25 protein-coding genes are annotated in these 25,415 nt (G+C 32.2%); 14 read left to right on the top strand and 11 right to left on the bottom strand.

Translation table 11 applies throughout. From position 1 onward, the window contains the following. Positions 1-73 precede the first annotated feature (73 nt). From clpX to ACVCXO_RS18145, 6 genes are all read right to left on the bottom strand, one after another. Complete coding sequence (clpX, locus tag ACVCXO_RS18170; protein ID WP_452231008.1) at positions 74-1,306, bottom strand: ATP-dependent Clp protease ATP-binding subunit ClpX; 1,233 nt, start codon at positions 1,304-1,306, stop codon at positions 74-76. A gap of 89 nt (positions 1,307-1,395) precedes the next feature. Continuing rightward, complete coding sequence (clpP, locus tag ACVCXO_RS18165; protein WP_055443725.1) at positions 1,396-2,070, bottom strand: ATP-dependent Clp endopeptidase proteolytic subunit ClpP; 675 nt, start codon at positions 2,068-2,070, stop codon at positions 1,396-1,398. A 178-nt stretch (positions 2,071-2,248) separates the two neighbouring features. After that, complete coding sequence (gene tig, locus ACVCXO_RS18160; protein WP_452231007.1) at positions 2,249-3,577, bottom strand: trigger factor; 1,329 nt, start codon at positions 3,575-3,577, stop codon at positions 2,249-2,251. 182 nt (positions 3,578-3,759) lie between these two features. After that, positions 3,760-4,107 carry a phage holin family protein gene (locus ACVCXO_RS18155; RefSeq protein WP_452231006.1) on the bottom strand — a complete coding sequence of 116 codons (348 nt, stop codon included), beginning with the start codon at positions 4,105-4,107 and terminating at the stop codon, positions 3,760-3,762. A gap of 46 nt (positions 4,108-4,153) precedes the next feature. Next, positions 4,154-4,930, bottom strand: coding sequence for an alpha/beta fold hydrolase (locus ACVCXO_RS18150; protein WP_452231005.1), 777 nt, complete (start codon positions 4,928-4,930; stop codon positions 4,154-4,156). Between the two features lie 59 nt (positions 4,931-4,989). Continuing rightward, entirely contained in the window at positions 4,990-5,703 is a 714-nt protein-coding gene (locus tag ACVCXO_RS18145; protein ID WP_452231004.1) for a pyridoxine 5'-phosphate synthase, read from the bottom strand. 91 nt (positions 5,704-5,794) lie between these two features. Here ACVCXO_RS18145 and ACVCXO_RS18140 point away from each other — a divergent pair, with 91 nt between their 5' ends. From ACVCXO_RS18140 to murI, 8 genes are all read left to right on the top strand, one after another. Next, positions 5,795-6,454, top strand: a complete 660-nt coding sequence (locus ACVCXO_RS18140) for a CBS domain-containing protein (protein ID WP_452231003.1) — start codon at positions 5,795-5,797, stop codon at positions 6,452-6,454. A 2-nt stretch (positions 6,455-6,456) separates the two neighbouring features. Continuing rightward, complete coding sequence (locus ACVCXO_RS18135; RefSeq protein WP_452231176.1) at positions 6,457-7,329, top strand: NAD kinase; 873 nt, start codon at positions 6,457-6,459, stop codon at positions 7,327-7,329. Between the two features lie 98 nt (positions 7,330-7,427). Beyond that, on the top strand, positions 7,428-8,120 hold the full coding sequence (gene porG / locus ACVCXO_RS18130; protein WP_452231002.1) for a type IX secretion system protein PorG: 693 nt from the start codon (positions 7,428-7,430) through the stop codon (positions 8,118-8,120). Next, positions 8,121-8,861 carry an isoprenyl transferase gene (locus ACVCXO_RS18125; protein WP_452231001.1) on the top strand — a complete coding sequence of 247 codons (741 nt, stop codon included), beginning with the start codon at positions 8,121-8,123 and terminating at the stop codon, positions 8,859-8,861. 4 nt (positions 8,862-8,865) lie between these two features. Beyond that, positions 8,866-11,484 (top strand): outer membrane protein assembly factor BamA, encoded by a 2,619-nt coding sequence (bamA, locus tag ACVCXO_RS18120; RefSeq protein ID WP_452231175.1) that lies wholly within the window; start codon positions 8,866-8,868, stop codon positions 11,482-11,484. Between the two features lie 186 nt (positions 11,485-11,670). Beyond that, complete coding sequence (locus tag ACVCXO_RS18115) at positions 11,671-12,693, top strand: OmpH family outer membrane protein (RefSeq protein WP_452231000.1); 1,023 nt, start codon at positions 11,671-11,673, stop codon at positions 12,691-12,693. A gap of 30 nt (positions 12,694-12,723) precedes the next feature. Continuing rightward, positions 12,724-13,233 (top strand): OmpH family outer membrane protein, encoded by a 510-nt coding sequence (locus tag ACVCXO_RS18110; protein ID WP_452230999.1) that lies wholly within the window; start codon positions 12,724-12,726, stop codon positions 13,231-13,233. Positions 13,234-13,352: 119 nt separating this feature from the next. After that, the gene (gene murI, locus ACVCXO_RS18105; RefSeq protein ID WP_452230998.1) at positions 13,353-14,132 is read left to right on the top strand and encodes a glutamate racemase; all 780 of its coding nucleotides are present in this window, start codon (positions 13,353-13,355) and stop codon (positions 14,130-14,132) included. Between the two features lie 342 nt (positions 14,133-14,474). Here the strand turns inward: murI and ACVCXO_RS18100 are convergent, their stop codons facing one another. The 3 genes from ACVCXO_RS18100 to ACVCXO_RS18090 all read right to left on the bottom strand — a co-directional run bounded on the left by ACVCXO_RS18100 (position 14,475) and on the right by ACVCXO_RS18090 (position 18,300). Beyond that, positions 14,475-14,987 (bottom strand): gamma carbonic anhydrase family protein, encoded by a 513-nt coding sequence (locus tag ACVCXO_RS18100; RefSeq protein WP_452230997.1) that lies wholly within the window; start codon positions 14,985-14,987, stop codon positions 14,475-14,477. 250 nt (positions 14,988-15,237) lie between these two features. Beyond that, on the bottom strand, positions 15,238-15,972 hold the full coding sequence (locus ACVCXO_RS18095) for a LytR/AlgR family response regulator transcription factor (protein ID WP_452230996.1): 735 nt from the start codon (positions 15,970-15,972) through the stop codon (positions 15,238-15,240). Positions 15,973-16,125: 153 nt separating this feature from the next. Then, positions 16,126-18,300 (bottom strand): tetratricopeptide repeat-containing sensor histidine kinase, encoded by a 2,175-nt coding sequence (locus ACVCXO_RS18090; RefSeq protein ID WP_452230995.1) that lies wholly within the window; start codon positions 18,298-18,300, stop codon positions 16,126-16,128. Between the two features lie 205 nt (positions 18,301-18,505). On the opposite strand from ACVCXO_RS18090, the gene ACVCXO_RS18085 reads away from it, so the two are divergent. Beyond that, positions 18,506-19,519: an SIMPL domain-containing protein gene (locus ACVCXO_RS18085; RefSeq protein ID WP_452230994.1), complete on the top strand. Its 1,014-nt coding sequence runs from the start codon at positions 18,506-18,508 to the stop codon at positions 19,517-19,519. An 18-nt stretch (positions 19,520-19,537) separates the two neighbouring features. Further along, positions 19,538-20,695 carry a vWA domain-containing protein gene (locus ACVCXO_RS18080; protein ID WP_452230993.1) on the top strand — a complete coding sequence of 386 codons (1,158 nt, stop codon included), beginning with the start codon at positions 19,538-19,540 and terminating at the stop codon, positions 20,693-20,695. Positions 20,696-20,773: 78 nt separating this feature from the next. Here ACVCXO_RS18080 and ACVCXO_RS18075 read toward each other — a convergent pair whose 3' ends face one another. Then, positions 20,774-21,775, bottom strand: coding sequence for a PorP/SprF family type IX secretion system membrane protein (locus ACVCXO_RS18075; RefSeq protein ID WP_452230992.1), 1,002 nt, complete (start codon positions 21,773-21,775; stop codon positions 20,774-20,776). Positions 21,776-22,019: 244 nt separating this feature from the next. Between ACVCXO_RS18075 and ACVCXO_RS18070 the strand changes: the two genes are divergently transcribed. The 4 genes from ACVCXO_RS18070 to ACVCXO_RS18055 all read left to right on the top strand — a co-directional run bounded on the left by ACVCXO_RS18070 (position 22,020) and on the right by ACVCXO_RS18055 (position 24,650). Then, a complete protein-coding gene (locus ACVCXO_RS18070; protein ID WP_452230991.1) occupies positions 22,020-22,922 on the top strand; it encodes a NifU family protein in 903 nt (300 codons plus the stop codon). Between the two features lie 128 nt (positions 22,923-23,050). After that, on the top strand, positions 23,051-23,251 hold the full coding sequence (locus ACVCXO_RS18065; RefSeq protein ID WP_055443742.1) for a dodecin family protein: 201 nt from the start codon (positions 23,051-23,053) through the stop codon (positions 23,249-23,251). Between the two features lie 106 nt (positions 23,252-23,357). Then, positions 23,358-23,717, top strand: coding sequence for a DUF1304 domain-containing protein (locus tag ACVCXO_RS18060; protein WP_452230990.1), 360 nt, complete (start codon positions 23,358-23,360; stop codon positions 23,715-23,717). A gap of 120 nt (positions 23,718-23,837) precedes the next feature. Beyond that, complete coding sequence (locus ACVCXO_RS18055) at positions 23,838-24,650, top strand: mechanosensitive ion channel family protein (RefSeq protein ID WP_452230989.1); 813 nt, start codon at positions 23,838-23,840, stop codon at positions 24,648-24,650. A gap of 82 nt (positions 24,651-24,732) precedes the next feature. Here the strand turns inward: ACVCXO_RS18055 and tsaB are convergent, their stop codons facing one another. Continuing rightward, the gene (tsaB, locus tag ACVCXO_RS18050; protein ID WP_452230988.1) at positions 24,733-25,410 is read right to left on the bottom strand and encodes a tRNA (adenosine(37)-N6)-threonylcarbamoyltransferase complex dimerization subunit type 1 TsaB; all 678 of its coding nucleotides are present in this window, start codon (positions 25,408-25,410) and stop codon (positions 24,733-24,735) included. Between the last annotated feature and the right edge of the window lie 5 nt (positions 25,411-25,415).

The following is a 25,415-nucleotide window of genomic DNA, read 5'->3' as shown; positions in this document are numbered from 1 at the left end:
TTAAAATAAACAAAAAAAACCATTTACAAATAAATTTATAAATGGCTTTTATAGGTAGTACAACATATAAAAATTAAGAAACTGCTTTCAATTTTTTTATAGTTGTTTTAGTCAGTTTTTCTTCTGCGTATTCTTGTGTCACATTTAATGCTTTCTCTTTACTACCTGGTAATTCAAACATAGCATCTGTTAAAATTTCCTCGCACAGTGCACGTAAACCACGAGCTCCTAACTTATACTCTATTGCTTTACCAACAATAAAATCTAAAGCGCCATCTTCGATAGTAAACTCGATATCATCCATTTCGAACAATTTCTTGTATTGCTTAATGATTGCATTTTTAGGCTCTGTTAAAATCGCTCTTAATGTTTTAGCATCTAAAGGATCCATGTATGTTAATACGGGAAGACGACCAATAATTTCAGGAATTAAACCAAAGTCTTTTAAATCTTTTGGAATAATATACTGTAATAAATGATTTTGATCTACAACGTTATCACTCATAGATGCAGAATAACCAACAGCTTGCATGTTTAATCTTTTAGAGATTACACGATCAATACCATCAAAAGCACCTCCAGCAATGAATAAAATATTTTCTGTATTTACTTCAATAAATTTCTGATCTGGATGCTTACGTCCTCCTTTAGGCGGCACATTTACTACGGTACCTTCCAAAAGTTTCAATAATGCTTGTTGTACACCTTCACCAGAAACATCACGAGTTATAGATGGGTTATCACTCTTACGCGCAATTTTATCTATTTCGTCAATAAAAACGATTCCTTTTTCAGCTTTTTCTAAATTGTAATCTGCAGCTTGTAGTAATCTTGTTAAAATACTTTCTACATCTTCACCAACATAACCCGCTTCTGTTAAAACAGTAGCATCTACAATTGCTAATGGTACGTTTAGCATTTTAGCAATAGTCTTGGCCATTAAGGTTTTACCTGTTCCGGTTTGACCAACCATAATGATATTTGATTTTTGAATTTCAATATCATCATCACTTGGTGGTTGTAATAATCTTTTATAGTGATTATATACAGCAACAGACATTACCTTTTTTGTTGCTTCCTGACCAATTATATATTCGTCTAGAAAGCCTTTAATCTTTTTAGGTTTGCGTAATACTAACTCTGCAGAAAGGTCACTATTATCGGTTTGTTTGGATTCTTCGATAACAATACCATGTGCTTGCTCAATACAGCGATCGCAGATATGCGCATCTAATCCTGCTATTAATAAGTTGGTTTCGGGTTTTTTACGTCCACAAAACGAACATTCTAAATCTTCTTTTGCCATTACTTAAATTATAATGTCCAATGGAACGAAATGAAGAATTTATTATTAAAGATGCTCCACTTCGCTCGATATGACAGTTTACTTTTATTTTAGCTTCTCACTAAAATTTCATCAATCATTCCGTATTCTTTCGCTTTATCCGATTTCATCCAATAATCACGATCAGAATCGTTGTATACTTTGTCGTAATCTTGACCAGAATGCTTACTAATAATATTATAAAGCTCTTCTTTTAAGATTAAGATTTCACGAGCAGTAATTTCTATATCACTAGCTTGACCTTGTGCGCCACCTAAAGGTTGGTGAATCATAACACGAGAATGTGTTAAACCACTACGTTTCCCTTTGGTTCCTGCACATAATAAAACAGCTCCCATAGAAGCAGCCATTCCTGTACAAATTGTAGCTACATCTGGTTTAATAAACTGCATGGTATCATAAATACCAAGACCTGCATATACACTTCCTCCTGGAGAGTTGATGTATATTTGAATGTCTTTATTAGCATCTGTACTTTCTAAAAACAATAATTGGGCTTGAATAATATTAGCAACTTGGTCGTTAATCCCAGTTCCTAAGAAGATGATTCTATCCATCATTAAACGAGAAAATACATCAAAAATAGCGATGTTCATTTGACGTTCTTCAATTATGTTTGGTGTCAAGTTTGTTGGATACATGCTACTAATTATTTTGTTGTAGTATGTGCTGCTAATTCCTTGATCTTTTATTGCAAATTTTTCGAATTCTTTTCCGTAATCCATATGTTGTATAAAATTATAGTTATGAACTATTTAAGCTTTTCTATTTAAGAAAAAGAGCCTAAATGCGCTCTATTAAAAAAGGCGTTAAAACGTAAAAGTTTCAACGCCCAAATATAAGGATTTATTCTTTAAAAGTATGTTAACACTTATATAAGCTAAGTGCAACTATTTTCTCTTCTTATTTATCTCCGTAAACTTCTTTTACAAAGTCTTCGTACGTTAATTCTTTAACCTTAACATTTGCCTTTTCTTTATAAACTTCTAATAAGCGTTGGCTAACGATTTGTTCTGATATTTTACGAGCTTCTTCTTGGCTAGATAAAACACGAGCAGCAATATCATCAAGCTCTTTTTCTGACGGGTTCATTTGTCCGAATTGAGCCATTTGCCCTTTAATCATGTTTTTAGCATGCCCTTGAATATCTTCTAAGGTTACTTGTATTTTGTTATCTGTGATTAGTTTCCCTTCAATTAATTGGTAACGTAAGCTTTTTTCAGACTTTTCGTATTCGTCTTTTGCTTGATCTTCTGTCAATTGTTGTTCTCCTGCAGTTTGCATCCATTTTTGTAAGAATGCTGCTGGTAAATCGAATTTAGTATTGTCTACTAAGTATTCTGTAACATCATTTAAAAGTTTTTGATCTCCTTGTTGCACGAATTGTTTTTCGGCATCTTCTTTAATCTTTTCTTTTAATTCGGAAACAGAAGTTACACTACCATCTGCAAATAATTTAGTAAACAACTCTTGATCTAAGTCTGCAAGCTCACGTTTATTGATTTCTGTAACGGTAAAAGTTACTTCAATTTCTAAACCATGCGCATCCTCATGTTGCACTTTTAATGCATGCATTAAATCATGATCGTCACTATATAAACCTTTTGTTTTTAAAGTAATTACATCACCAACTTTAGCACCAACAAATTTCTTTGCGTTTGCAGCTCCTTTAAGTTTATCTAAAGTTATGGTAACTGTATTTTCAATTTCTTTCTCTTCGTTTTTAAAAGTTCCAGTTATTTCACTGTCTTTTTCAATGGCAGTTTGCGAAATTAATTTACCGTACTGTTTCTGGATGTTTATGATTTGATCATCAATCATTTTATCTCCAGCAACAATATTATAATGTGTTATTGCTTTTTTACTTTTTAAATCTACGCTAAATTCTGGTGCTAAACCTAATTCGAATTCAAAAGAAAAATTTTCAGCTTCCCAATTAACTTCGTCTTGAACTTTAGGTAATGGTTGCCCTAAAACATCTAACTTTTCTTCTGTTAAATATTTATTTAAACCTTCTTGTAAAAGTTTATTAACCTCATCTACCAAAACGGCTTTACCATATTGTTTCTTAACCATTCCCATTGGCACGTGACCTTTTCTAAATCCAGGAATGTTAGCAGTTTTTCTATAATCTATTAAGATTTTTTCAATTTTATCGCTATAATCTTCTTTAGCGATTTCCACTTTTACTACTGCATTTAATGCATCAATGTTTTCTCTTGTAATATTCATTATAAATGATATAAAACCCTAAAAGGGCATTTAACACTAGTTTTAGATTCTCATTTTCATGAGAAACACCATTTAATAGAACTCTAAAAGCTAACTTTTAAAGAATTTTCCCTATTAAAAAGGAGTGCAAAAATACTACTTTTTTACACTACAACAAAGTTTTTAACGTATTGAAAATTAGCCTACTTTTTATCTTGTTTTAAAAAGGATTGCAACAAAGATTGTAAAATACTTAAAAGCACAGAAAAAAGCATTGCTGTCCAGAAGCTACTCACGGCAAATCCATCTATAAAATTATCTGCTAAAAGAATAATACATGCGTTAATAACAAACATGAATAAACCTAGAGTTACAATGGTAATTGGCAAGGTTAAAATAACTAAAATAGGCTTCACTATTAAGTTTAAAATAGAAAGCACAATTGCAACAATAATTGCTGTTTGGTAGCCATCTACAGTTACACCATTTAAAAAACTTGCTAAAGCAAATACAGCAATAGCATTAAGTAAGAGTCTTATTATTAAGTTCATAGTTTGTTTATTGAATTTATTCGTATTAAAGATTAATAGTTATCTTCTAATTTACAAAATCTATTACAGCTTTATAGAAATCTTCCGGATTTTCTGCATGTAACCAATGTCCTGCATTTGCAATAGTTGTAATCCTTGCTAAAGGGAAATGTCTTTTAATTAACGCTTCGTCTTGCAGCGCAATGTATTCACTTCTGTCTCCTCGCAGAAACAAAGTGTCTTTATCAAATTTGGCGTGCATTGGTAATGCTTCACCAACCTCGCTTACATTTTCTTTTAAAGCTTCTAGATTTATACGAAGAGCAAGTTTTCCTTTTTCAATCCAATATAGATTTTTAAGTAAAAATTGCCTCGTTCCAGGTTCTGAAACATAATTAGCTAACACTTTATCTGCGGCACCTCTCGATTTTAATTCTTCAAAATTCAAACGACTTAATCCATCTAAAATAGCGTCGTGATGAATAGGGTAAAATCTTGGTGAAATATCTGCTATTATTAATTTAGAAACCAGTTCTGGATATTCTGTAGCAAAAAGCATAGCAGTTTTCCCTCCCATAGAATGTCCTAATAATATAATATCTTCTAGTTTATATGCTTCACAATAGTTTTTTAAGTCTTCGACTAAAGCATCATAATTAAAAAGATCACTATGAAAACTTCTACCATGGTTACGTTGATCTATTAGATGCACTTGAAAGCCAGCTTCGCTAAAATGAGTACCAAGTGTTTTCCAGTTATCACTCATCCCTAAAAAACCATGAAGAATAATAAATGGTTTTCCTTCTCCTAATATATTGGATTGTAATATTTCTTTATTTACCACGAATGCACGAATTTTTTTGACTGATTATACTTTGATTATTTAGATGGAACACGGAATACTTACTTCAGTCGTTGTAAATACATTTGAATTACATTTTCTACACCTAGATAAAGGCTTTCAGAAATTAAGGCATGACCAATAGAAACCTCTAATAATCCTGGAATGTTTTCTTTAAAGAATTTCATATTATCTAAAGATAAATCATGCCCAGCGTTTATACCTAAACCAATCGTATTACATAATTGAGCACAGGCGGTGTATGGGATAATGGCGTCGTGATTCCCTAAACTGTATTGATGTGCAAATGCTTCTGTGTATAATTCAATTCTATCTGCTCCCGTTTCTTTTGCTCCTTCCATTTGCTTTACATCTGGATCTACAAAAATGGAGGTTCTAATGCCGTTCGCTTTAAATTCCTGAATTACTTCCACTAAAAAATCTTTATGTTTAATCGTGTCCCAACCAGCATTACTAGTAATTGCACTTACACTATCTGGAACCAAGGTAACTTGGGTTGGTTTTATTGCTAAAACCATTTCTATAAACTTCGGAATTGGGTTTCCTTCTATATTATATTCGGTGTATACTTCTGGTTTTAAATCGTAAGCATCTTGATAGCGAATATGTCTTTCATCTGGTCTAGGATGAATAGTTACTCCTTCTGCACCAAAACGCTGTACATCCTTCGCAAACTGTACTACATTAGGTAAATCTCCACCACGTGAATTTCGTAAAGTGGCTATTTTATTAATATTTACACTTAGTTTTGTCATTATATATAGTATTATAGTACAAAAATACAAACTAGAACCACCTTATTGTGCTATTTTTTTGATTAATTTGCAGAAGCAAAAAAGAAGAAAAATGAATCTTTCTAATTATATAATAAACGACATCAAACCACTTACATTAAAGGATAGTGTACGGGATTTGCAAGTGCTATTCAATCAGCTTACCTATTCACATATTCCTATAAAAAACAATGAAGATGTTTATTTAGGTTGTATTTCTGAAACGGATGTGCATTGTTTTGAAAGCAAAGAACTTGTTAGTGATATTACCTATTCTATGGAAGGCTTTTTTGTTAGAGAAGACACTAATTGGCTAGACATACTAGAAGCTTTTGCTCAGAACTCTACGAACATCATGCCTGTTTTAAGCAAAAGCAATACCTACTTAGGCTATTACGAGCTTAAAGATATTATCCGCTTATTCAACGACACTCCTTTCTTCTCTGAAGCTGGTGGGATTTTAATAATAGAAAAAGGAGTAAATGATTATTCTTTTAGCGAAATAAGCCAAATTGTAGAATCTAATGACGGTAAGTTACTAGGTGCTTTTATTTCAAAAATGGAAAATGATGTGGTTCAAATAACACTCAAAATTGGAAACACAGGATTGAACGATATTATGCAAACCTTTAGACGTTATAGCTATAATGTGGTTTCGGGTCATGAAGAAGATAGTTATATGGAAAGCTTAAAAGAGCGATCAGACTACCTTAATAAATATCTAAACATGTAATGATGAAGATAGCTATTTACAGTCAGTACTATTCTGAAAAAACCATAGATGCATTTCAGCTTTTATTAAAAGTGCTTTTAAAGGAAGATGTCGAAATCCATATAGAACAAGAATTTTTAAATCATATAAAAGATTCCATAAAAAACACTTCTATTGCCTCTTTTATAGATCTAGACAAAAGTTTTGATCTTTTAATAAGTATTGGTGGTGACGGTACTATTTTACGCGCAATAACGTACGTGCAAGATTTAGATATTCCAATTGTAGGAATAAACACTGGTCGTTTAGGTTTTTTAGCGACCATACAAACGGATGATATAGCAGAAGCTTTCAAAAATATTTTAGCTGGAAACTACAAAATATCAGAACGTAGTTTATTAAGCATGGAGACTACTCCGGAAAACACAGATATTAAAGAAATAAACTTTGCCTTAAATGAAATTGCAGTAAGCAGAAAGAACACCACTTCTATGATTACTGTAGACACCAAACTAAATGGCGAGTATTTAACATCCTACTGGAGTGATGGCTTAATTGTATCTACACCAACAGGATCTACAGGATACTCACTAAGTTGCGGCGGACCAGTAATAACACCAGATACCAATAGTTTTGTACTTACACCAATTGCGCCTCATAATTTAAGCGCAAGACCATTAGTAATACCAGACTCTACAGAAATAGAATTAATGGTAGATGGTAGAGAAGACCAGCATTTAGTTTCCTTAGATTCTAGAATAGCCACACTAAATAATAATACTATTATAAAAATTAAAAAAGCATCCTTTACGGTGAAAATGCTTGAATTGATTGAAGAAAGTTTTCTAGACACACTCCGAAAAAAATTACTTTGGGGTGAGGATAAACGGAATTAAACAATATTTTAACCGAAATACTGTTTTATTCCCATACAATTTGTTTCAAATTGCTATAGGCTAATCTTATTTATTATATTTGCAAACTTTAATTCTATATGAGGTATTTTTATATTATTTTAATAACTGCTTTAACTTTTCAGCTATCGCAAGCACAAACTTATGAAATAGGTGTGTTCGCTGGTGGTAGTAATTTTATTGGTGATGTTGGTTCCTCGAAGTATATTTCGCCAAACCAACCAGCAATTGGAGGGATTTTTAAATGGAATAGAAGTGCAAGGCATTCTTTTAGGTTCTCCTTAATATACTCAGAACTAGAAGCAGACGATAGTAAATCTAACGATCCTAGAAGAAAAGAAAGAGGTTACAAATTTAACAATTCCGTAATTGAAGCTTCGGCAGGAATCGAATTCACCTTCTTAGATTTCAATTTACATAGTAGAAAAACGAATTCTACACCTTATTTATATACAGGAATTGCAGTAGCAAAACATAATAATTTTCACTTTAATTTTAATGGTGAATTAATAGATGATGACACCTCTAGTATAGCTTATGCTATTCCTATGGTTTTAGGATACAAGCATCAAATAGCACAAAATCTGATACTTGCAGGAGAAATTGGAGCACGCTATACTTTTACCGATGAAATTGACGGTAGTGTACCAGATGCCGAAGAAGCTTATGATAGATTTGCTTTTGGTAACTTAAATAATAATGACTGGTATGTATTTACTGGTTTTACATTAACCTACACATTTGGCGAAACACCTTGCTATTGCTCCTTTTAAATGGATTTGAAAGAAAAAATAAATATAGATAAATTACCAAAACATCTAGCTATTATAATGGATGGTAATGGACGATGGGCAAAACAGAAAGGTATGCTTCGTGCTTTTGGACATGAAAATGGCACAAAATCTGTTCGAGAAACGGTGGAAGCAACAGCAGAATTAGGTATTGAAAACCTAACACTTTATGCTTTTTCAACAGAAAACTGGAATAGACCAAAACTAGAAGTACAAACTTTAATGAAGCTATTAGTTTCTGCTTTAAAGAAAGAAATAAAAACACTTCAAAAGAATAACATCAAATTAGCGGCCATTGGTAATCTAGAAGCCTTACCTAAAAAAGCATATCGCGAACTTCTTGAAGTTATTGACAAAACAAAAACAAACAATAGAATGACGCTTACTTTAGCTTTAAGCTATGGTTCTAGAGAAGAAATACTAAATACCGTTAAAAAAATAGCAATTAAAGTTAAAAATAATATAATTTCGCCCGAAAATATTGATGAATCAGTTATTAATGAGCATCTTTACACGCAAAATTTACCAGATGTAGATTTGCTTATTAGAACGAGCGGTGAACAGCGTATTAGTAACTTCCTGCTTTGGCAAATAGCCTATGCAGAATTGTATTTTACGGAAACCTTATGGCCTGATTTTACAAAGCAAAATTTATACGAAGCCATAATAGAATATCAAAAAAGAGAAAGAAGATTTGGGAAAACAAGTGAACAACTTAGCTAAGTTAATGCCTTTAAAAGCAATTACTAAACATTTTTTAGCGCTAACAGTAACCATATTTAGTTTAAGCACATTTGCTCAAGAAACTACATTTACAAAAGGCAATAAATATACTATTGCAGAAATTACCGTAAATGGTAATACTTCCTTTAGTGAACAAACCATTATTACCTATTCTGGATTAAGAAAAGGAAGTGAAGTGCAAATCCCTGGGGAAGACATAAGTAGTGCCATAAAAAAACTATGGAACTCTAATCTTTTTAACGATATAGATATCTACCTATTAAAAATAGAAGACAACAGTGCTTATTTAGAAATAAGACTATCGGATTTACCAGAGCTTAATGATATTAAAATTACTGGAGTAAAAAAAGGTAAAAAAGAAACTATAATTAAAGAAAACAAACTTCAAAAAGGAGTTAAGGTTACAGAAAACTTAGTAACTACAACAAAAAACTATCTACAAAACAAGTACAAAAAAGATGGATTTTATAACGCTAAAGCGCATATTAATACGGTAGAAGCGGAAGCAACAGATTCTATAAATAAAGCTAAAGTCAATATGGTTTTAGCAATAGATAAAGGTAAAAAGGTAAAAGTAAAAGAGATTGTATACACAGGGAACTCTGTTTTAAAAGAAAGCAAGCTTCGTAATGCGATGAAGAACACTAAAGAAAGAAACTACTTTAGAGTATGGAAGCGTTCCAAATACATAGAAGAAGACTACAAAGCCGATTTAACAAGTTTAATAAACAAGTATAAAGAAAACGGTTATAGAGATGCCAGAGTGTTATCAGATAGCTTAATAATAAATAATGATAATACAGTAACTTTAAATATTAACCTAGAAGAAGGAGAAAAATATAGCTTTGGTGATATTTCTTTTATTGGTAACACGGTATATACAGACGAACAATTAAAAAGAGTTTTACGTGTAAATAAAGGCGAAACTTATAATGGTGTCTTATTACAAGAACGAATTGCAGATAACTCAAAACCAGATGCAGACGATTTAACTAATCTATATCAAAATTTTGGTTATTTATTTTCTACTATAAACCCAGTAGAAGTGAATGCCGAAGGGAATGTTATTGATATGGAAATTAGAATTTCTGAAGGAAAGCCTACCTATTTCAATAGTGTAACCGTACATGGTAATGAAGTTACCAACGATAAGATAATTTACCGTGAGCTTCGTACAAGACCAGGACAATTATATAGTAAATCCAATGTGGTACGTACGATTAGAGAATTAAGTCAATTAGGATTTTTCGATGCGGAGCAAATCAGTACAGACTTTAAAAACCCGAATCCTAATGAAGGAACTATCGATTTACAATATGGTGTTGTAGAAACAGGATCTAGCCAAATAGAACTACAAGGTGGTTATGGTGGAGGAGGTTTTATTGGAACTTTAGGTTTATCCTTTAACAACTTTTCTATTAAAAATATTCTAAACAAAAAAGCATACAAACCTGTACCTCGTGGTGATGGTCAAAAACTAGCACTTCGTTTACAAGCAAGTAAATTTTACCAAACCTATAGCTTCTCTTTTACAGAGCCATGGTTAGGTGGTAAAAAGCCAGTTCAGTTTTCTACATCTATTTCTCACTCGAAGCAGTTTTTATATGATTCAAGTACTGGAAATGCAGATAAAGACAAACGTTTTAACATTACAGGTTTATCTGTTGGTTTAGCAAAAAGACTTTCTGTCCCAGATGATTACTTTACCCTTTCTCAAGCGGTAAGTTACCAACATTACGACCTAAAAAACTATAACACTGGTTTATTTACTTTTGGTGATGGTTACTCTAATAACTTGGCATACACTATTGGTTTAAGTAGAAACAACACCTATAACGATCCCGTTTTCCCAACAGGTGGTTCTAATTTCAACGTAAGTGCAAAACTATCGATACCTTACTCTTTACTTAATAGTGTTGATTATGGTGCGCTAGCAGAAGAAAGAGATGCAGAGGAAGAAATTTACAATTCTACGGATGGTACTTATACGGATGTACAAAGAACAGATGCCTATACAAGAATGGGTGAAATTGACCAAGAACGTTACAAATGGTTAGAATTTTACAAAATAAAATTTAAAGCAGATTGGTATACTAAAGTGGTAGGAAAATTAGTATTACGTCCTAGTTTAGAATTTGGTTTCTTAGGAGCATATAACAATGATAGAGGTGTTATTCCTTTCGAACGTTTCTTTGTTGGTGGTGATGGTTTAGGAAGTTATAGTTTAGATGGTAGAGAGTCTGTTGCATTACGTGGATACGAAAACCAATCTATACAACCATTAGATGATAATGGCTTAGTAACAAATGATGGTGGTTCTATCTACAATAAATTCTCGTTAGAGTTACGTTACCCAATTACCTTAAAACCATCTGCCAAAATTTATATGCTAGGTTTTCTTGAAGGTGGTGTCTCTTATAATGACTTTAAAGACTACAATCCTTTTGATCTTAAAAGGTCTGCTGGTTTAGGTTTACGTTTATTTATGCCTGCTTTTGGTTTATTAGGAATTGATTTCGGTTACGGATTTGATACCGTTCCAGGTCAAGGGAATCAAGTAAGTGGATGGCAAACACACTTTATAATTGGACAACAATTTTAATTATAAAAAATTTTGGCACGATATTTTCTATTAACATTTTGATTATTTAAAAGAAGAATTAAAATTTTTAAAGTTAAAATTCGTTAATTTTGAAAAGCTTAATTCTAAAAGTGACAGAAACCCATAAATAATCATCTGTCCTTTTTTAGAATTTATAAGGCCTATAAATTATAAAATATAAAACAGATGAAATTAAAAGTTCTTTTTTTACTGGCAATTGTATTCATGCTTAGCATATCTACTACTCAAGCACAACGAGGTGTACGAATAGGTTATATTGACACGGAGTACATTTTAGAAAACATACCAGAATACCAAGAAGCAACAACGCAATTGGAAGGTAAAGTTCAAAAATGGAAAACGGAAATAGATTCTCGTTTAGGTGTAATTGAGCAAAAACGAAAAGATTTAAGTAATGAGAAAACACTTTTAACTAGTGAACTTGTTAAAGAACGTGAAGAAGATATTAATTTTGAAGAACTTGAAATATTAGAATACCAACAGAATAGATTTGGTCCTACTGGAGATTTAATGATTCAGAAAAGACAATTAATTCAACCCATACAAGATCAAATATTTGCGGCAGTGCAAGATATAGCAACCACTAAAAAGTTTGATTTTATATTTGATAAGTCCGCAGATGTAGTAATGTTGTATTCTGCAGATAGGTTTGATATTAGCGAACAAGTGATACGAGCAATTGTACGTACCTCTAAACGAGATCAAGCAAATTCTAAGAAAGAAAGAAAAAATGCTAAAGACGAAGAAGTTGTACCTGAAGTAAACGAAACATTAGATGCTAGAAAACAAGCATTAGAAGATAAAAAAGCAACTCGTGCTGCAGAGGCAGAACAACGTAGAAAAGAAATACTAGAAGCTCGTGAAGCTAAAAAAGAAGCAGCACAAAAAAGAAGAGATAGTATTGTTGAAGCTAGAAAACAATTAAAAGAAGGCACGGTTAGTGAAACAAATGATGCTGGGGATGACAATGAAGAAATAGAAGAATCGGATAGTAAAAACGATACAAAAACAACAGATAGTAACGAAGATACAACAAGAGAAGAAGCTGCTGCCAAAAAATTAAGTGAAAGAGAAGCACGTAAACAAGCACTAGAAGAAAGAAAAAAGAAAATATTAGAAGCGCGTAAAAAAGCAAAAGAAGAACGCGAAAACAATAATGCCAACGACGGCGAAGAAGAAGATAATTAACAATTCATAACACACATTAAACTATTACAAATGAAAAAAATTAAAACCCTTTTATTAGCAGCAACATTATTTATTGCAGGAACTAGCTTTATGCAAGCACAAACTAAAGTTGCACATATAAACACACAAGATCTTATTGCGGCTATGCCTGCAATGAAAACTGCGCAAGGTGAAATGGACAAATTAGGTAAAACCTATGAAGCAGATATTAAAGCAATGGCTACAGAGTACCAAAGCAAAATGAAATTATACGATGCAGAAGCTTCTACTAAAACCGCGGAAGAAAACCAAAAACGTATGGTAGAGGTGCAAACAATGCAACAAAACATACAACAATACCAAGGGCAAGCGCAAAAAGACATGCAAGAGAAAGAATTAGCTTTATTAAAGCCAATTACTGAAAAAGCAAAAGCGGCTATATTAAAAGTAGCTAGAGCACAAGGTTTTGCTTATGTGTTAGATTCTACTCAAGGTGGTGGAGTTATCATGGCAGATGGTAAAGACTTACTTGCAGATGTTAAAAAAGAATTAGGATTCTAATATACATTTACAATAACTTAAAAAAAAGCTACCTTATAAAAGGTGGCTTTTTTTATTTATAACGCTTTCCTAAAAATGAATATTATTTATTTACTTTTATAATCCACATAAATATGTCTATGAGTAAGCAACCTATTGGTATTTTTGATTCTGGTGTTGGCGGTACTTCTATATGGAGAGCGCTTAATGCTTTACTTCCGCATGAGCATACTATTTATTTAGCAGATAGTAAATATGCACCTTATGGAAATAAAAGTAAAGAAGAGATCATTGCTTTAAGTACAAAGAATACCGAACTATTGCTAAACAAAGGCTGCAAACTTATTGTTGTCGCTTGTAATACGGCAACTACAAACGCTATTGACCATCTACGCGAAAATTATAACGTGCCTTTTATTGGAATCGAACCAGCCATTAAACCCGCTGCCTTAAATACCAAAACAAAAGCGATTGGTATTCTTGCAACTAAAGGAACCTTATCTAGCGAGTTGTTTCATAAAACAACGGATTTATTCACCAATGGAATTCAGGTTATCGAGCAAGTTGGAGAAGGTATTGTTTCTTTAATTGAAAATGGCAATGTTGGGTCTACAGAAATGAAAGCCCTTTTGCAATTGTACTTAAAACCGATGCTGGATGCCAATATAGATTACCTGGTTTTGGGTTGCACACATTATCCGTATTTGATTCCGCAGTTATTAGAGATATTACCAAGTCATGTTAAGATAATCGATTCTGGAGAAGCGGTGGCGAAACAAACGAAAGCCGTTTTAAGACAACATGATCTTTTAAATAATACCACTAATAAACCTAGTTTACAATTTTATTCTAACGCAAACCCTAAAGTGATGTCGCAACTTTTAGGTGAAGATTTTACTGGTGCATATTTAGATTTTTAAAATTCTTGGTACTTTTCATTTATAGGAAGGAATGTATTTAAGACTTTGTTTTTCCTATGGAATAATCTTTTAAAATCACACTTTCAAACGCTCCGAATTTCCATATCTAGGAAATCCTCTTATCTTAAATTTAAGAGAGGCACAAGCACCAATAATACGTTCATTAAATATGGAAGCTCTATCTGCGTTAGCGATTGTAGTGGCATCCTTTTTTACGTCAGTTCGCGTGATGCGACAAAGGAGCATTGTATCGAGAACACGAAAAAAAGATATAACGGAAAGCGCGACCCTTGTGGTAACGCCATAATTACTATTTTTAATCTGCTCTCCCTTGTTATTTTATTATTTAAACCAACTGGAATATTTCACATAGTTTTCGGCAATGCGATTAATTTCACCATGAATTAACTCTTCGCTAATGTCTTTGACTTTCTTGGCTGGAACACCTGCGTAAATACTTCCTGCTTCTACTCTAGTGTTTGCTGTAACCACCGCTCCTGCTGCGACTATACTATTGCTTTCTATCACGCAATCGTCCATTACAATGCTTCCCATACCTATTAAAACATTATCGTGAATAGTACAACCATGCACGATGGCATTATGACCAATAGATACGTTGTTACCAATGGTTGTTGGGGATTTTTGGTAGGTTGCATGGATTACTGCGCCATCTTGTACGTTTACCTTGTTCCCCATTTTTATAAAGTGTACATCGCCACGAATGACCGCATTAAACCAAACGCTACATTGGCTACCAAAGCTTACTTCGCCTACTATAGTTGCGTTTTCTGCTACATAGCAGTCTTCTGGTATTTGTGGATGTTTGTTGTTTACGGATTTGATTACTGGCATATTATTTTAGTTTAAAAAAAGGAATCTCATGAGTTAATTTCAGGAGTTCCTTCTTGGTTCTTTTTTATTTTTAGTTTGAGATTCCTCGACTGCGCTCGGAATGACATGCATTCAAATTTAAATATTTTAAACCTTGTTGGCTTTGTTCTTTACTGTTGAAAAATTTCTTGCTTCGCTCGAACGCTTTAGATTTTCTTAAACTAAAAACAGTTTCATTCTTTTTAGGAGATTCCTGCCTAACGCAGGAATACTATTTAAAATACGATAGCAAATCAGATTTTCTAGATGCCGAAACCAAGATTTCTTTTCCGCTACTTAATACTACGTGTCCTCCTTTTCCTTTTACATATTTAGTAATTTCGTTTACGTTTACTAAATAGCTTTTGTGCACTCTGGCAAAACCAGATCCTTGTAAGGCTTCTTCAAAATATTTTAAGGTTTTGCTTACTAGCTTCTTTTTATTGGTGCTTAAATATATCTCGGTATAATTATCGTCTGCTTTGCAATACAAGATGTTAGCTGTTTCTAAAACTTCAAAACCATCTTGTTGCGGAATGGTAATTTTTCCGTGTACTGTATTTGTTTTCGGGACTAGAATGGCATCTTGTAAAGCGTCTTCTTTGGTTTTAATTTCTACTACATAATCTACTGCTTTAATGAGTTCATCTATCGATATTGGTTTCATTAAATAATAGCTTGCGTGTGCATTTAAAGCATCTATTGCATAATGATTATATGCGGTTACAAAAACGGTTTCGAAAGTTCTGTCGCCCACTTTATCTAGCAAATCGAATGCATTTCCATAAGGCATTTCTACATCTAAAAAAACAAGATCTAAATCGTTGTTTCGTATTAACACCAGGGCTTCTTCTACATTTGCAGCTTCCCCAAGAATGTTGACATTAGGACAGTATTTAGCAAGATAGTTTGTTAAAATATCCCTACTCGTTTTTTCATCTTCTACTATAATAGCGTTTAGTTTCATGTTCACTTCCTGCGAAGGCAGGAATCTTATTAAGGTTATTTCTCTTTTTAATTTGCGTGCTTAAACTTTAGAATTATCAAAACAGCATACCGCATATAATAAACAGATTGCTTGATTTTATTCGCAATTACATTAAGCAATAATGGTTAATCTCTAATCCTTTTTTAGAGTTACCTCTACTCTAGTTCCTTTGTCTCCTTCGGTTTGATAATCCGCAATAAAAACAGCTACTTTATCTTTATACATTTCGTTTAAAATAGCAACACGTTTTTTAATATTGTTCATTCCTTGCGAGTTTTGCTTTTTTTGATTTTCGGTTTTTAAGCTTTTCGACTTTTCTCTTCCTATGCCGTCATCTAGAATTGCAATGGTAATTTCATCGGGACTCCTTTGAGATATATTAATTTCAAGCTTTCCTTTTTCTTCTTTATAGCGTAAGCCATGCCATACTGCATTTTCTATGTACGGTTGTAAAAGCATTGGTGGGATTTGAAACTCGTTAATAGCAACGTTTTCATCTACGGTTATACTATAATCAAACTTATCTTTAAATCTAAAATGCTCTAATTGCGTGTAAAGTTCTAATAGATCTACTTCTTTTTGAAGCGGAATAAAATCCTGCTCGCTATTTTCTAATACTGCGCGCATGAGTTGCGAGAAATCGGAAAGATATCTATTTGCTGTACGTTCATCATTGGATGCTATAAAACTATTTACCGAGTTTAATGCATTAAAAATAAAATGCGGATTCATTTGACTTCGTAGCGATTTTAAAGCCAGCAGATTGTTAGCAAATTTTTGTTGCTTGATATATTTATACATTAAATACGCCGCAACTAATAACAAAATTACACCACCAAAAAGAGAGTAAATGACCAGTTTTTGTCGTTTACTTTGTTCTATAGAAAGTTGGTAATTACTCTGCGTTAATGCGCGATCACTTTCTAAACTGGTAATTCTGTTTTGTTTTTCGGTAATGTTTTTATTAAATCTGGCAGCTTGTGTAATTTCCTGTTCCATTTTAACATATAAAGCATCTACCGTTTCTTGGTATGTTTTATACGCTTCTAATGCATCCACAGAATTACCAGCGTCTCTATAGGTTTCAGACAGTTTACGTACCGCATCCTTTTTTACCAATAAATCTTCTTTATTATCCGCTTCGGCAATACTTTTCTCCAAATAAGGAACTGCATTTACATAATCTTTTTGTTGGTAATATGCATTTCCAATTTTATAGTTTTGCTTTTGTAAGGTTAATGCGCTTTCATTATCTATAATCGTATCGGTTTCTAATTCTGAAATTTCTTCAATTGCTTCTTTACGTAACTGAATTTCATCTTCATAAGCCATATTATCATTCTGAAAATCGGCAACCTTCACCTTCTCTTCTACGGCTCTTTTTTTATTCTCTTGCGAAGCTAAGTCCAATGAATTTTTAAAATAAGTATTTGCTTCCGTTAACTTTCCACTTTCATTATATGCTTCCCCAATTTTTGAATTTAAGTCCGTGATTTTTGGTTTAATAAGATGTTTTTCTGCTATTGCTAGTCCTTTTTTATAACTTGAAATTGCAGTATCTAATTGTACAATCTTTTTGTACACATCTCCTAAACCTTCATAATAAACCGTTTTTTGATAGTTCGAAAGGCTATTTTCATTTATGTTTTGATACGCCTGCAAGCTTTCTTGATAGTCTTTATTTTTATAATATGCTTTTGCTAACTTTAAAGCTACTTCGTTTAAGGTATTATTCTGAAGGCTAATTTTGTAATTTGAAATCGCTAAATCATACTGTTTCCAATGCATATATACATCTGCAAGAATCTCATACGCTTCGGCATTTTGTTTGGTAGAATTACTTTGGGATAATGCTTCGGTAATAAACTGAATACTTTTTTCCGCATCCGTTTTTAGATAAGCATCTGCAGAATCTAGGATACTATTAAAGGGTTTAATAGCAGTTTTTCGTTTGTAAATTCCTTGTTCATCTTCAGCAGCAGCTTTTACTTCAACTGTAATTCTCTCATCATCCTTTACCTTGTAATAAACGGTTTTAATTCCCTTATGCCCAATGATTAACTCATCTCCTTTTTTAACTTGAATTCTAAAATCCCCAGAAAGATTGGTCTTTGTATATGCGCCTCCATTTACAGAAATTTGCACATTAGTAATTGGTTTACGCGTATCACTTTCTACTACCGAGCCTTTTACTACAAAACTAGAGTCTTCTTCATCTCGCTCTAATTTGGCATTCTGTTGTGCGAATAAACCGCCTGTAAAAAACAGAAAGCTTAAAATGAGAATATATTTTAGGATGTTTTTCATTTTATATAGTTACAAAGTATAAACTTACATACTTTAATTTACACTTAAAAACTACAACAAGTGTCTTTTCGCTTTTTTTACGCTTCAAAAGTTGCGTTCCCTAATTATAAGAAAGGCTTTACGCATGCATATAACCATTTCACGCATTGGTGGTTTTTCTTTAAAAACTTTGGTACTAAGTTTACTAAGAATTTAAAAACAAACCATGAAAAAGCACATACTTACCTCCTTAATTATTTTATATACGATTTCCAACTTTGCGCAAATAAAAGGAAATGCCATTTCGATCTCTAGACAAAATATTGCTTCTAAAGACTTAGGAAATGGGTATATCTACGGAAATAATAGCAATTCATTTCAACACCAAAACGTAACACCCAATCCTACAATCACTTTAGATGTAAAAGCTTTAAGTAATATTGTTGCGAGTTCCTACACGGCGGTTTTCAACATTACACAAATAGGAGAAACCTCTGAAGAAACCAATAACTTAATAAAAGAACGAACCCAAAAACTAAGAAATGATTTAGCTTCAAAAGGTATTTCTACAAACGATTTTGTTATCGACGTAATCTCTTTTGTTCCTGTTTACGAAACTATTGTGGAGAAAAAATTATTCAGCAAAACCTATGTCGAAGTGCCAAAAGGATTTGAATTACAGCAAAATATTCATATTAAGTTTACTAAAGTCGAGCAATTTGAAAACATTTTGGCGGCTTGTGCAAACAACGAAATCTACAACCTGGTTAAAGTCGATTACTTTATAGATAACCTTCAGGAAGCATATAAAAACCTTCGTATAGAAATTTTAAAAGAATTAAAAGAAAAACAAGAATTCTACAAAAACTTGGGCTTCGACTTAACGCTATACACGCCAATTATTGCAGACAATAAGTATTGTTATTTTCCAAGAGACTTTTATAAAAACTACCAAGCATTCAATAGTATTTCTATGGAAGCTTTAAAGAAAAACCGAGGCGTTTTTCAGGTAAAAAAACAAACATCTTATTATTATGATCCTATTTCTTATAGTCATTACGATGTGGTTATAAATCCTTCGATTGTAGAACCTGTAATACAAATAGGAATGGAAATTAAATTGCAATATACACCAAAACCAAAAGAAGAAAAACCAACCGAAAAGGAAGTGATAAAAAACAAATATTACATCATTTCTCCAGACGGAAGCATTGATATCAAAGAAATAAAAACAACATAACAATTAAAAACAAAAACTATGAAAACAGTATTTAAAATGAGTTTACTAGCATTCTTTTTTGTTAGTTTAAGCGCATGTCAAGCGAAAGAAAAAAAACAACAAACAGCATTGGCTGTACATCAACCAGCAAAAGATAAGCCAAGCAAACAGTTTATTAAAGTGGCATTACTATTAGACACTAGTAATAGTATGGATGGATTAATAGATCAAGCAAAAGCACAACTCTGGGAAATTGTAAATGAACTTTCGTATGCGAAATGTGATGATGCCAAGCCAAATCTTCAAATTGCATTGTATGAATATGGCAATGACAATTTAAATGGAAACGAAGGCTTTATTCGTCAGGTATTAGCTTTTAGTCAGGATTTAGATGAAATATCTAAGGAACTGTTTTCACTAACAACAAGAGGCGGCAATGAGTTTTGTGGTCAGGTTATTAAAACTTCTATGGATCAATTGCAATGGGGAACCAATCCAGACGACTTAAAACTAATTTTTATTGCCGGCAATGAGCCTTTTACGCAAGGAAGCGTAAGTTATAAAGACGCTAGTGCATTAGCAAAAATTAAAGATGTTACCGTAAATACTATTTTTTGCGGAGATTACAACCAAGGTATTTCTAGCTACTGGAAAGATGGAGCAGATTTAACACATGGTAATTATATGGCAATAAATCATAATCAAGCAACCGTACATGTAGCTTCGCCTTATGATGATACCATTTTACAATTAAACAGTAAGCTAAACGCAACCTATGTTGCTTATGGAAGCTCTGGGAAAGACAAAATGCAAAATCAAGCAGAGCAAGATAATAATGCACAAGGTTATAGTGAAGCAAATGCGGTGAGTAGAGCGGTGAGTAAAAGTTCACATTTGTATAAAAATGCTTCTTGGGATTTAATTGATGCTAGCGAAGACGAATCTTTTACCTATGAAACATTAAAAGAAAGCGAATTACCGACAGCACTTAAAGGTAAAACCAAAGCAGAAATGAAAAGCTATTTAGATACCAAACGAAAAGAGCGTGAAGTAATACAAACCCAAATTCAAGATTTAAACTTAAAACGTAAGCAACATCTTGTAAAGCAACAAAAAGGTAAAAATGACAATTTAGAAAACGCGATGCTTGGTGCGATTAAAACACAAGCGAAAATGAAAAATTATAAATGGGAATAGTTATCTAAAAGAAATCCAATAAAAAAGCCTTCATAAATTATGAAGACTTTTTTATTGTTATAATTATTATAAATTTCATTAGTTAATTGCAGGACAATTACAATGGTATCGCTCTTTTCTACAGTTAAAGTTTAATCCAAGTGTTATTTGATGAAAACCAGCATTGTTAAACACTACAGAATTTGCTTGATATGCATAGGTATATGCAAACATAAAGTTATTATAGTTAACACCTAATATTGGTGAAATGTATTGTAATTTTTGGCTATTTATACTACTACCATCTATATACTCCGCACCATCTAAACTACGTCTGTATGATAATCCGGCCCAAACTTGACCAAAGTCCATTTTCTTATATGCTTTAAGATTCAAATCAAAAGAAGCCTCTTTTGTTCCATCTTTATATTGAAACAAGATAGAAGGTTCATAAGACCAATCACTACCAAACTTACCAAAACCATAACCAGCAGAAAGCAAATAACGTCTTAGGTTACTTGTAATTTCAATATCATTATTAATCCCTTTATTATTCAACATATTCTTTACTGTTGCATGTGCATAGAAATTATATAAGTTATAAGAAAAACCAAAATCCATATTAAAATTAGTCGAGCTTTGCTCTATTCCTGCAATAATAGGATCAAAAGGCTCATTTAAGAAAGCAGTTTCATCTAATTTATATTGTATCATTCCTATACTTAACCCAAAAGAAAGCTGATTTAAATCTACTTCACTTCTAGAAAACATTAAATGGTGTGCATATGTTAAATACATACCGTTTTGAGAATGGTACCCATTTTTATCTGAATATACAATAGCTCCAATACCAGATTGTGTTTCACCAATTCTGCTGTTTACACTTACAGTAGCTAGTTGTGGCGCATCATCCTGGCCAAACCATTGTTGTCTACCTGTAATTCTTAACTTCGCACAATTTGCAGCTCCAGCCATTGAAGGATGGATTAAATAGTAGTTATCGGTTAAGTAATCTGTGTAAATAGGGAGTCCTTCTTGAGCGTTTACAAACTGTGTGCAAAACACTACAACAGCTAAAAGGTATAACTTTTTTAAATTCATAGTTTTGGTTTTCAAGGCAAATTGGTTAAAAGTGCACTTTCTTACATGTGTTACAACTTAATATTTTAAATTAAATTATATTATTAGTCACCAAATATATAAAAATTAGTCTTTATAAATAAAGTAATAAAAGTTAAAGATTTAAGTTCTTTGTCGTAAACCCATAATAACTCGCATAAGAAAAGCTAAATATATAGATAACTGTTGAGTTCTTTTAGTATTTTTGCAAAAAAAATAATAGACAATGAATACGTTTAAAGTCTCTATACAAGAAACCAACAATCCAACTATAATTAAGTTTGAGTTAAACCAATTTGTAACCAAGCACCAAAGCTTTGAGTTTAACAACATTGACGAGGCAAAAAACTCTCCTTTAGCACAACAATTATTCTACCTCCCTTTTGTAAAAAAGGTATATATTACTAGTAATTTTATTGCTGTAGAGCGTTTTAATATTGTAGAATGGAAAGATGTACAAGCCGAAGTTGCAGAACAAATAGAAAGTTATTTAAATAATGATGGCGTTGTAGTAGAAGAAGAAGCAACACCAAAAAAAGTTCCAGTAACGGTTTATGCAGAAAGCACTCCTAATCCTTCTGTTATAAAATTTGTAGCGAACAAAAAATTAGTTGCTGCTACTTTTGAATTTACTTCTATTGATGAAGCAAAATCTTCTCCTCTAGCTTCCGAATTATTTCACTTTCCTTTTGTGAAAAGTGTTTTTCTCGATGAAAATTATGTTTCTATTACCAAGTATGAAGTTGCAGAATGGAACGATATCACCATGGAGCTTCGTGAGTTTATTAGAACATTTATTGAAAACGGAAAAGAAGTAGTGATTGCTAATGCACCAGAAGTAGTAAAAAAATCTACGGAAGCGTTAGATAAAACTTATGAAAATCTAGACGATACCTCTAAAGAAATTATAAATATCTTAGAAGAATATGTAAAGCCAGCTGTTGCTAGTGATGGTGGAAACATTCAGTTTGAATCTTATGATCCAACGACCAAAACAGTAAAAGTTATCTTACAAGGTGCTTGTAGTGGTTGCCCATCTTCTACGTATACTTTAAAAAGTGGTATTGAAAATATGCTTCGAGAAATGATGAAAGGTAGAGTCGAGATTGTGGAAGCTATAAATGGTTAAAAGGCCTTTTATCTGTTAAAATCGTATTTTATCTAATAGTTCGATCTATATGAATTACATTTTACTTTTACTGTAATTATTTGTAAATTTAGGTTTCAAACAATGTTTAACTTAAAACAATACATATTATGGCAATAATGAAAGTAATTGAAGTATTAGCAAATTCTGACAAAAGTTGGGAAGATGCAACAAAGAAAGCAGTAAAACATGCTTCTAAAAGTGTAAAAAACATTAAATCTGTTTTTGTACAATCGCAAAGTGCAGTGGTTAATGATGATGAAGTTACCGAGTTTAGAGTAAACTTAAAATTAACTTTTGAAGTAAAATAAACTTCAAAAAGTATATACATTAAAAAGCGTTCTATAAATAGAACGCTTTTTTTATGTTTTAAATTCGCTAACTTTGATTCCTACTTCTTTAAAAGAATAATTACATATGAAAATTTTAGCAACCGTATTAGTCGCCTTTGTAGCTTTTGAACATTTTTACTTTTTAGCATTAGAAATGTTTTTATGGACCACACCAAAAGTGATAAAAACCTTTGGTATAGAGAGCGCTGCATTTGCTGAAAAGACTAAAGTATTAGCAGCTAATCAAGGTTTATATAACGGTTTTTTAGCAGCAGGTCTAGTTTTTGGGTTATTGTTTAACAACACAAGCATGGTACTATTTTTATTAAGTTGCATTGTCATTGCTGGAATTTACGGAGCGTATTCTACAAAAAAAATCAGATTGTTCTACTTTCAATCGGTTCCCGCAATGTTAGCATTAGTATCTGTCTTATTCTTTTTTTAATTACATCGATGAAATCAGAAGTTCAAAGAATACCTTTTTAAATAGTATTTGTTTAACACTACTCTTTAATTAAGTACTTATTTTTACAAAAAAAATATTAATTAATCACAAAATAAAATTATGGAAATACAAAAATGGACAGACATGGGCATAGAGTTCTTAAGTACCTATGGTATTAAAGTTCTTGGAGCTATTGCAATATGGATTATTGGTTCTTGGGTTATTAAAAAAATAATGAAGGCCGTTAGTAAAATAATGGATAAAAGAGACTATGATGAAAGTCTTAAAAAATTCCTATTAAACTTAATTGGTTGGATTTTAAAAATACTATTAGTAATAACTATTCTTGGTAATTTAGGTGTAGAAACTACTTCTTTCGCTGCTCTTTTAGCCGCTGCTGGTCTAGCTATCGGTATGGCTTTACAAGGATCACTTGGTAATTTTGCTGGTGGTGTTTTACTTATGATTTTTAAACCTATAAAAATTGGTGATTTAATTGAAGCACAAGGCGAAGTTGGTGTTGTAAAAGAAATTGAAATTTTTACTACTAAATTAACCGGACTTTCTAATCGTGAAATTATTATTCCTAATGGATCTTTATCTAACGGAAACATTATAAATTACAGTACAGAAGGAACCCGTCGTGTAGATTTAACTTTTGGTGTTGGTTATGATTCTGATATCAAAAAAACAAAAGAAGTTTTAATGCAAGTTTTAACTGCTAATCCAAAAGTACTTAAAGACCCTGCTCCTACTGTAAATGTTTCCGAGCTGGCAGATAGTTCTATAAATTTTGCTGTAAGACCTTGGTGTAAAGCAGAAGATTATTGGGCTGTTTACTTTGAAACAACAGAAAATGTTAAAGAAGCTCTTGATGCTGCTGGAATAGAAATTCCGTATCCACATCAAGTAGAAATACACAAGGAATCTTAATAGCTTTTTTGTTATTCTAAAAAGAAAAACCTTTCTACTTTAAAAGTGGAAAGGTTTTTTTATGTTTTATACTTTTTATGTTTTATACTTTAGGCTTCGGTTTTAAAGCCACAAAATCTTTTAAATAATAGGGTTCAAAATAAGCGACATTTTCTAAATCGTTTTTTTCGTACTTGTTATTTGCAATCACAGACATTTCATTTGCTGATGGTAATTTATCATCGATAAAAACAGCGTTTTCATGTGTAATTAGCGTTTTGGTTTTTTCTACTCCATTACCAATAAAATAGACTTTTCCTTTTTCTAAATAACTTGCAAAAGCATGTTCGTCTAAAATCTGAGCTTCAATTTCTCTCACGGTATTAAAACTAGCGTCAAATACCGCAGAATAGACCTCCATACGCCTTGCATCTAGCATAGGTACAATTAGTCCGTCATCGGCCTTAACTTGTCTAGCAAGCGCTTCTAATGTAGAAACCGAAATTAAAGGTTTATCCAATGCAAAACACAGTCCTTTTGCTGCCGAAACACCAATACGTAATCCGGTATAAGATCCAGGACCTTTGCTTACCGCTATAGCATCTAGGTCGGTAGGATTTATGTTATTCTGTTTTAACAAGTCGTCAATATACAGATGCAAACGTTCTGCATGCGAATACTGTTTACTGTTATCTTCTTGTAAAGCAAAAGTCTCTCCTTCTTTAGAAAGAGAGACCGAGCAGTTTGTTGTTGCTGTTTCTATGTTAAGTATTATAGCCAAAATAT

Source organism: Lacinutrix sp. MEBiC02404, assembly GCF_053601575.1.
This window is presented reverse-complemented; position numbering and strand designations above follow the sequence as displayed.

Coding starts and splice junctions, on each gene's coding strand:
- clpX (WP_452231008.1), bottom strand. CDS start 1,306: ATGGCAAAAGAAGATTTAGAATGTTCGTTTTGTGGACGTAAAAAACCC.
- clpP (WP_055443725.1), bottom strand. CDS start 2,070: ATGGATTACGGAAAAGAATTCGAAAAATTTGCAATAAAAGATCAAGGA.
- tig (WP_452231007.1), bottom strand. CDS start 3,577: ATGAATATTACAAGAGAAAACATTGATGCATTAAATGCAGTAGTAAAA.
- ACVCXO_RS18155 (WP_452231006.1), bottom strand. CDS start 4,107: ATGAACTTAATAATAAGACTCTTACTTAATGCTATTGCTGTATTTGCT.
- ACVCXO_RS18145 (WP_452231004.1), bottom strand. CDS start 5,703: ATGACAAAACTAAGTGTAAATATTAATAAAATAGCCACTTTACGAAAT.
- ACVCXO_RS18140 (WP_452231003.1), top strand. CDS start 5,795: ATGAATCTTTCTAATTATATAATAAACGACATCAAACCACTTACATTA.
- ACVCXO_RS18135 (WP_452231176.1), top strand. CDS start 6,457: ATGAAGATAGCTATTTACAGTCAGTACTATTCTGAAAAAACCATAGAT.
- porG (WP_452231002.1), top strand. CDS start 7,428: ATGAGGTATTTTTATATTATTTTAATAACTGCTTTAACTTTTCAGCTA.
- ACVCXO_RS18125 (WP_452231001.1), top strand. CDS start 8,121: ATGGATTTGAAAGAAAAAATAAATATAGATAAATTACCAAAACATCTA.
- bamA (WP_452231175.1), top strand. CDS start 8,866: ATGCCTTTAAAAGCAATTACTAAACATTTTTTAGCGCTAACAGTAACC.
- ACVCXO_RS18115 (WP_452231000.1), top strand. CDS start 11,671: ATGAAATTAAAAGTTCTTTTTTTACTGGCAATTGTATTCATGCTTAGC.
- ACVCXO_RS18110 (WP_452230999.1), top strand. CDS start 12,724: ATGAAAAAAATTAAAACCCTTTTATTAGCAGCAACATTATTTATTGCA.
- murI (WP_452230998.1), top strand. CDS start 13,353: ATGAGTAAGCAACCTATTGGTATTTTTGATTCTGGTGTTGGCGGTACT.
- ACVCXO_RS18100 (WP_452230997.1), bottom strand. CDS start 14,987: ATGCCAGTAATCAAATCCGTAAACAACAAACATCCACAAATACCAGAA.
- ACVCXO_RS18095 (WP_452230996.1), bottom strand. CDS start 15,972: ATGAAACTAAACGCTATTATAGTAGAAGATGAAAAAACGAGTAGGGAT.
- ACVCXO_RS18090 (WP_452230995.1), bottom strand. CDS start 18,300: ATGAAAAACATCCTAAAATATATTCTCATTTTAAGCTTTCTGTTTTTT.
- ACVCXO_RS18085 (WP_452230994.1), top strand. CDS start 18,506: ATGAAAAAGCACATACTTACCTCCTTAATTATTTTATATACGATTTCC.
- ACVCXO_RS18080 (WP_452230993.1), top strand. CDS start 19,538: ATGAAAACAGTATTTAAAATGAGTTTACTAGCATTCTTTTTTGTTAGT.
- ACVCXO_RS18075 (WP_452230992.1), bottom strand. CDS start 21,775: ATGAATTTAAAAAAGTTATACCTTTTAGCTGTTGTAGTGTTTTGCACA.
- ACVCXO_RS18070 (WP_452230991.1), top strand. CDS start 22,020: ATGAATACGTTTAAAGTCTCTATACAAGAAACCAACAATCCAACTATA.
- ACVCXO_RS18065 (WP_055443742.1), top strand. CDS start 23,051: ATGGCAATAATGAAAGTAATTGAAGTATTAGCAAATTCTGACAAAAGT.
- ACVCXO_RS18060 (WP_452230990.1), top strand. CDS start 23,358: ATGAAAATTTTAGCAACCGTATTAGTCGCCTTTGTAGCTTTTGAACAT.
- ACVCXO_RS18055 (WP_452230989.1), top strand. CDS start 23,838: ATGGAAATACAAAAATGGACAGACATGGGCATAGAGTTCTTAAGTACC.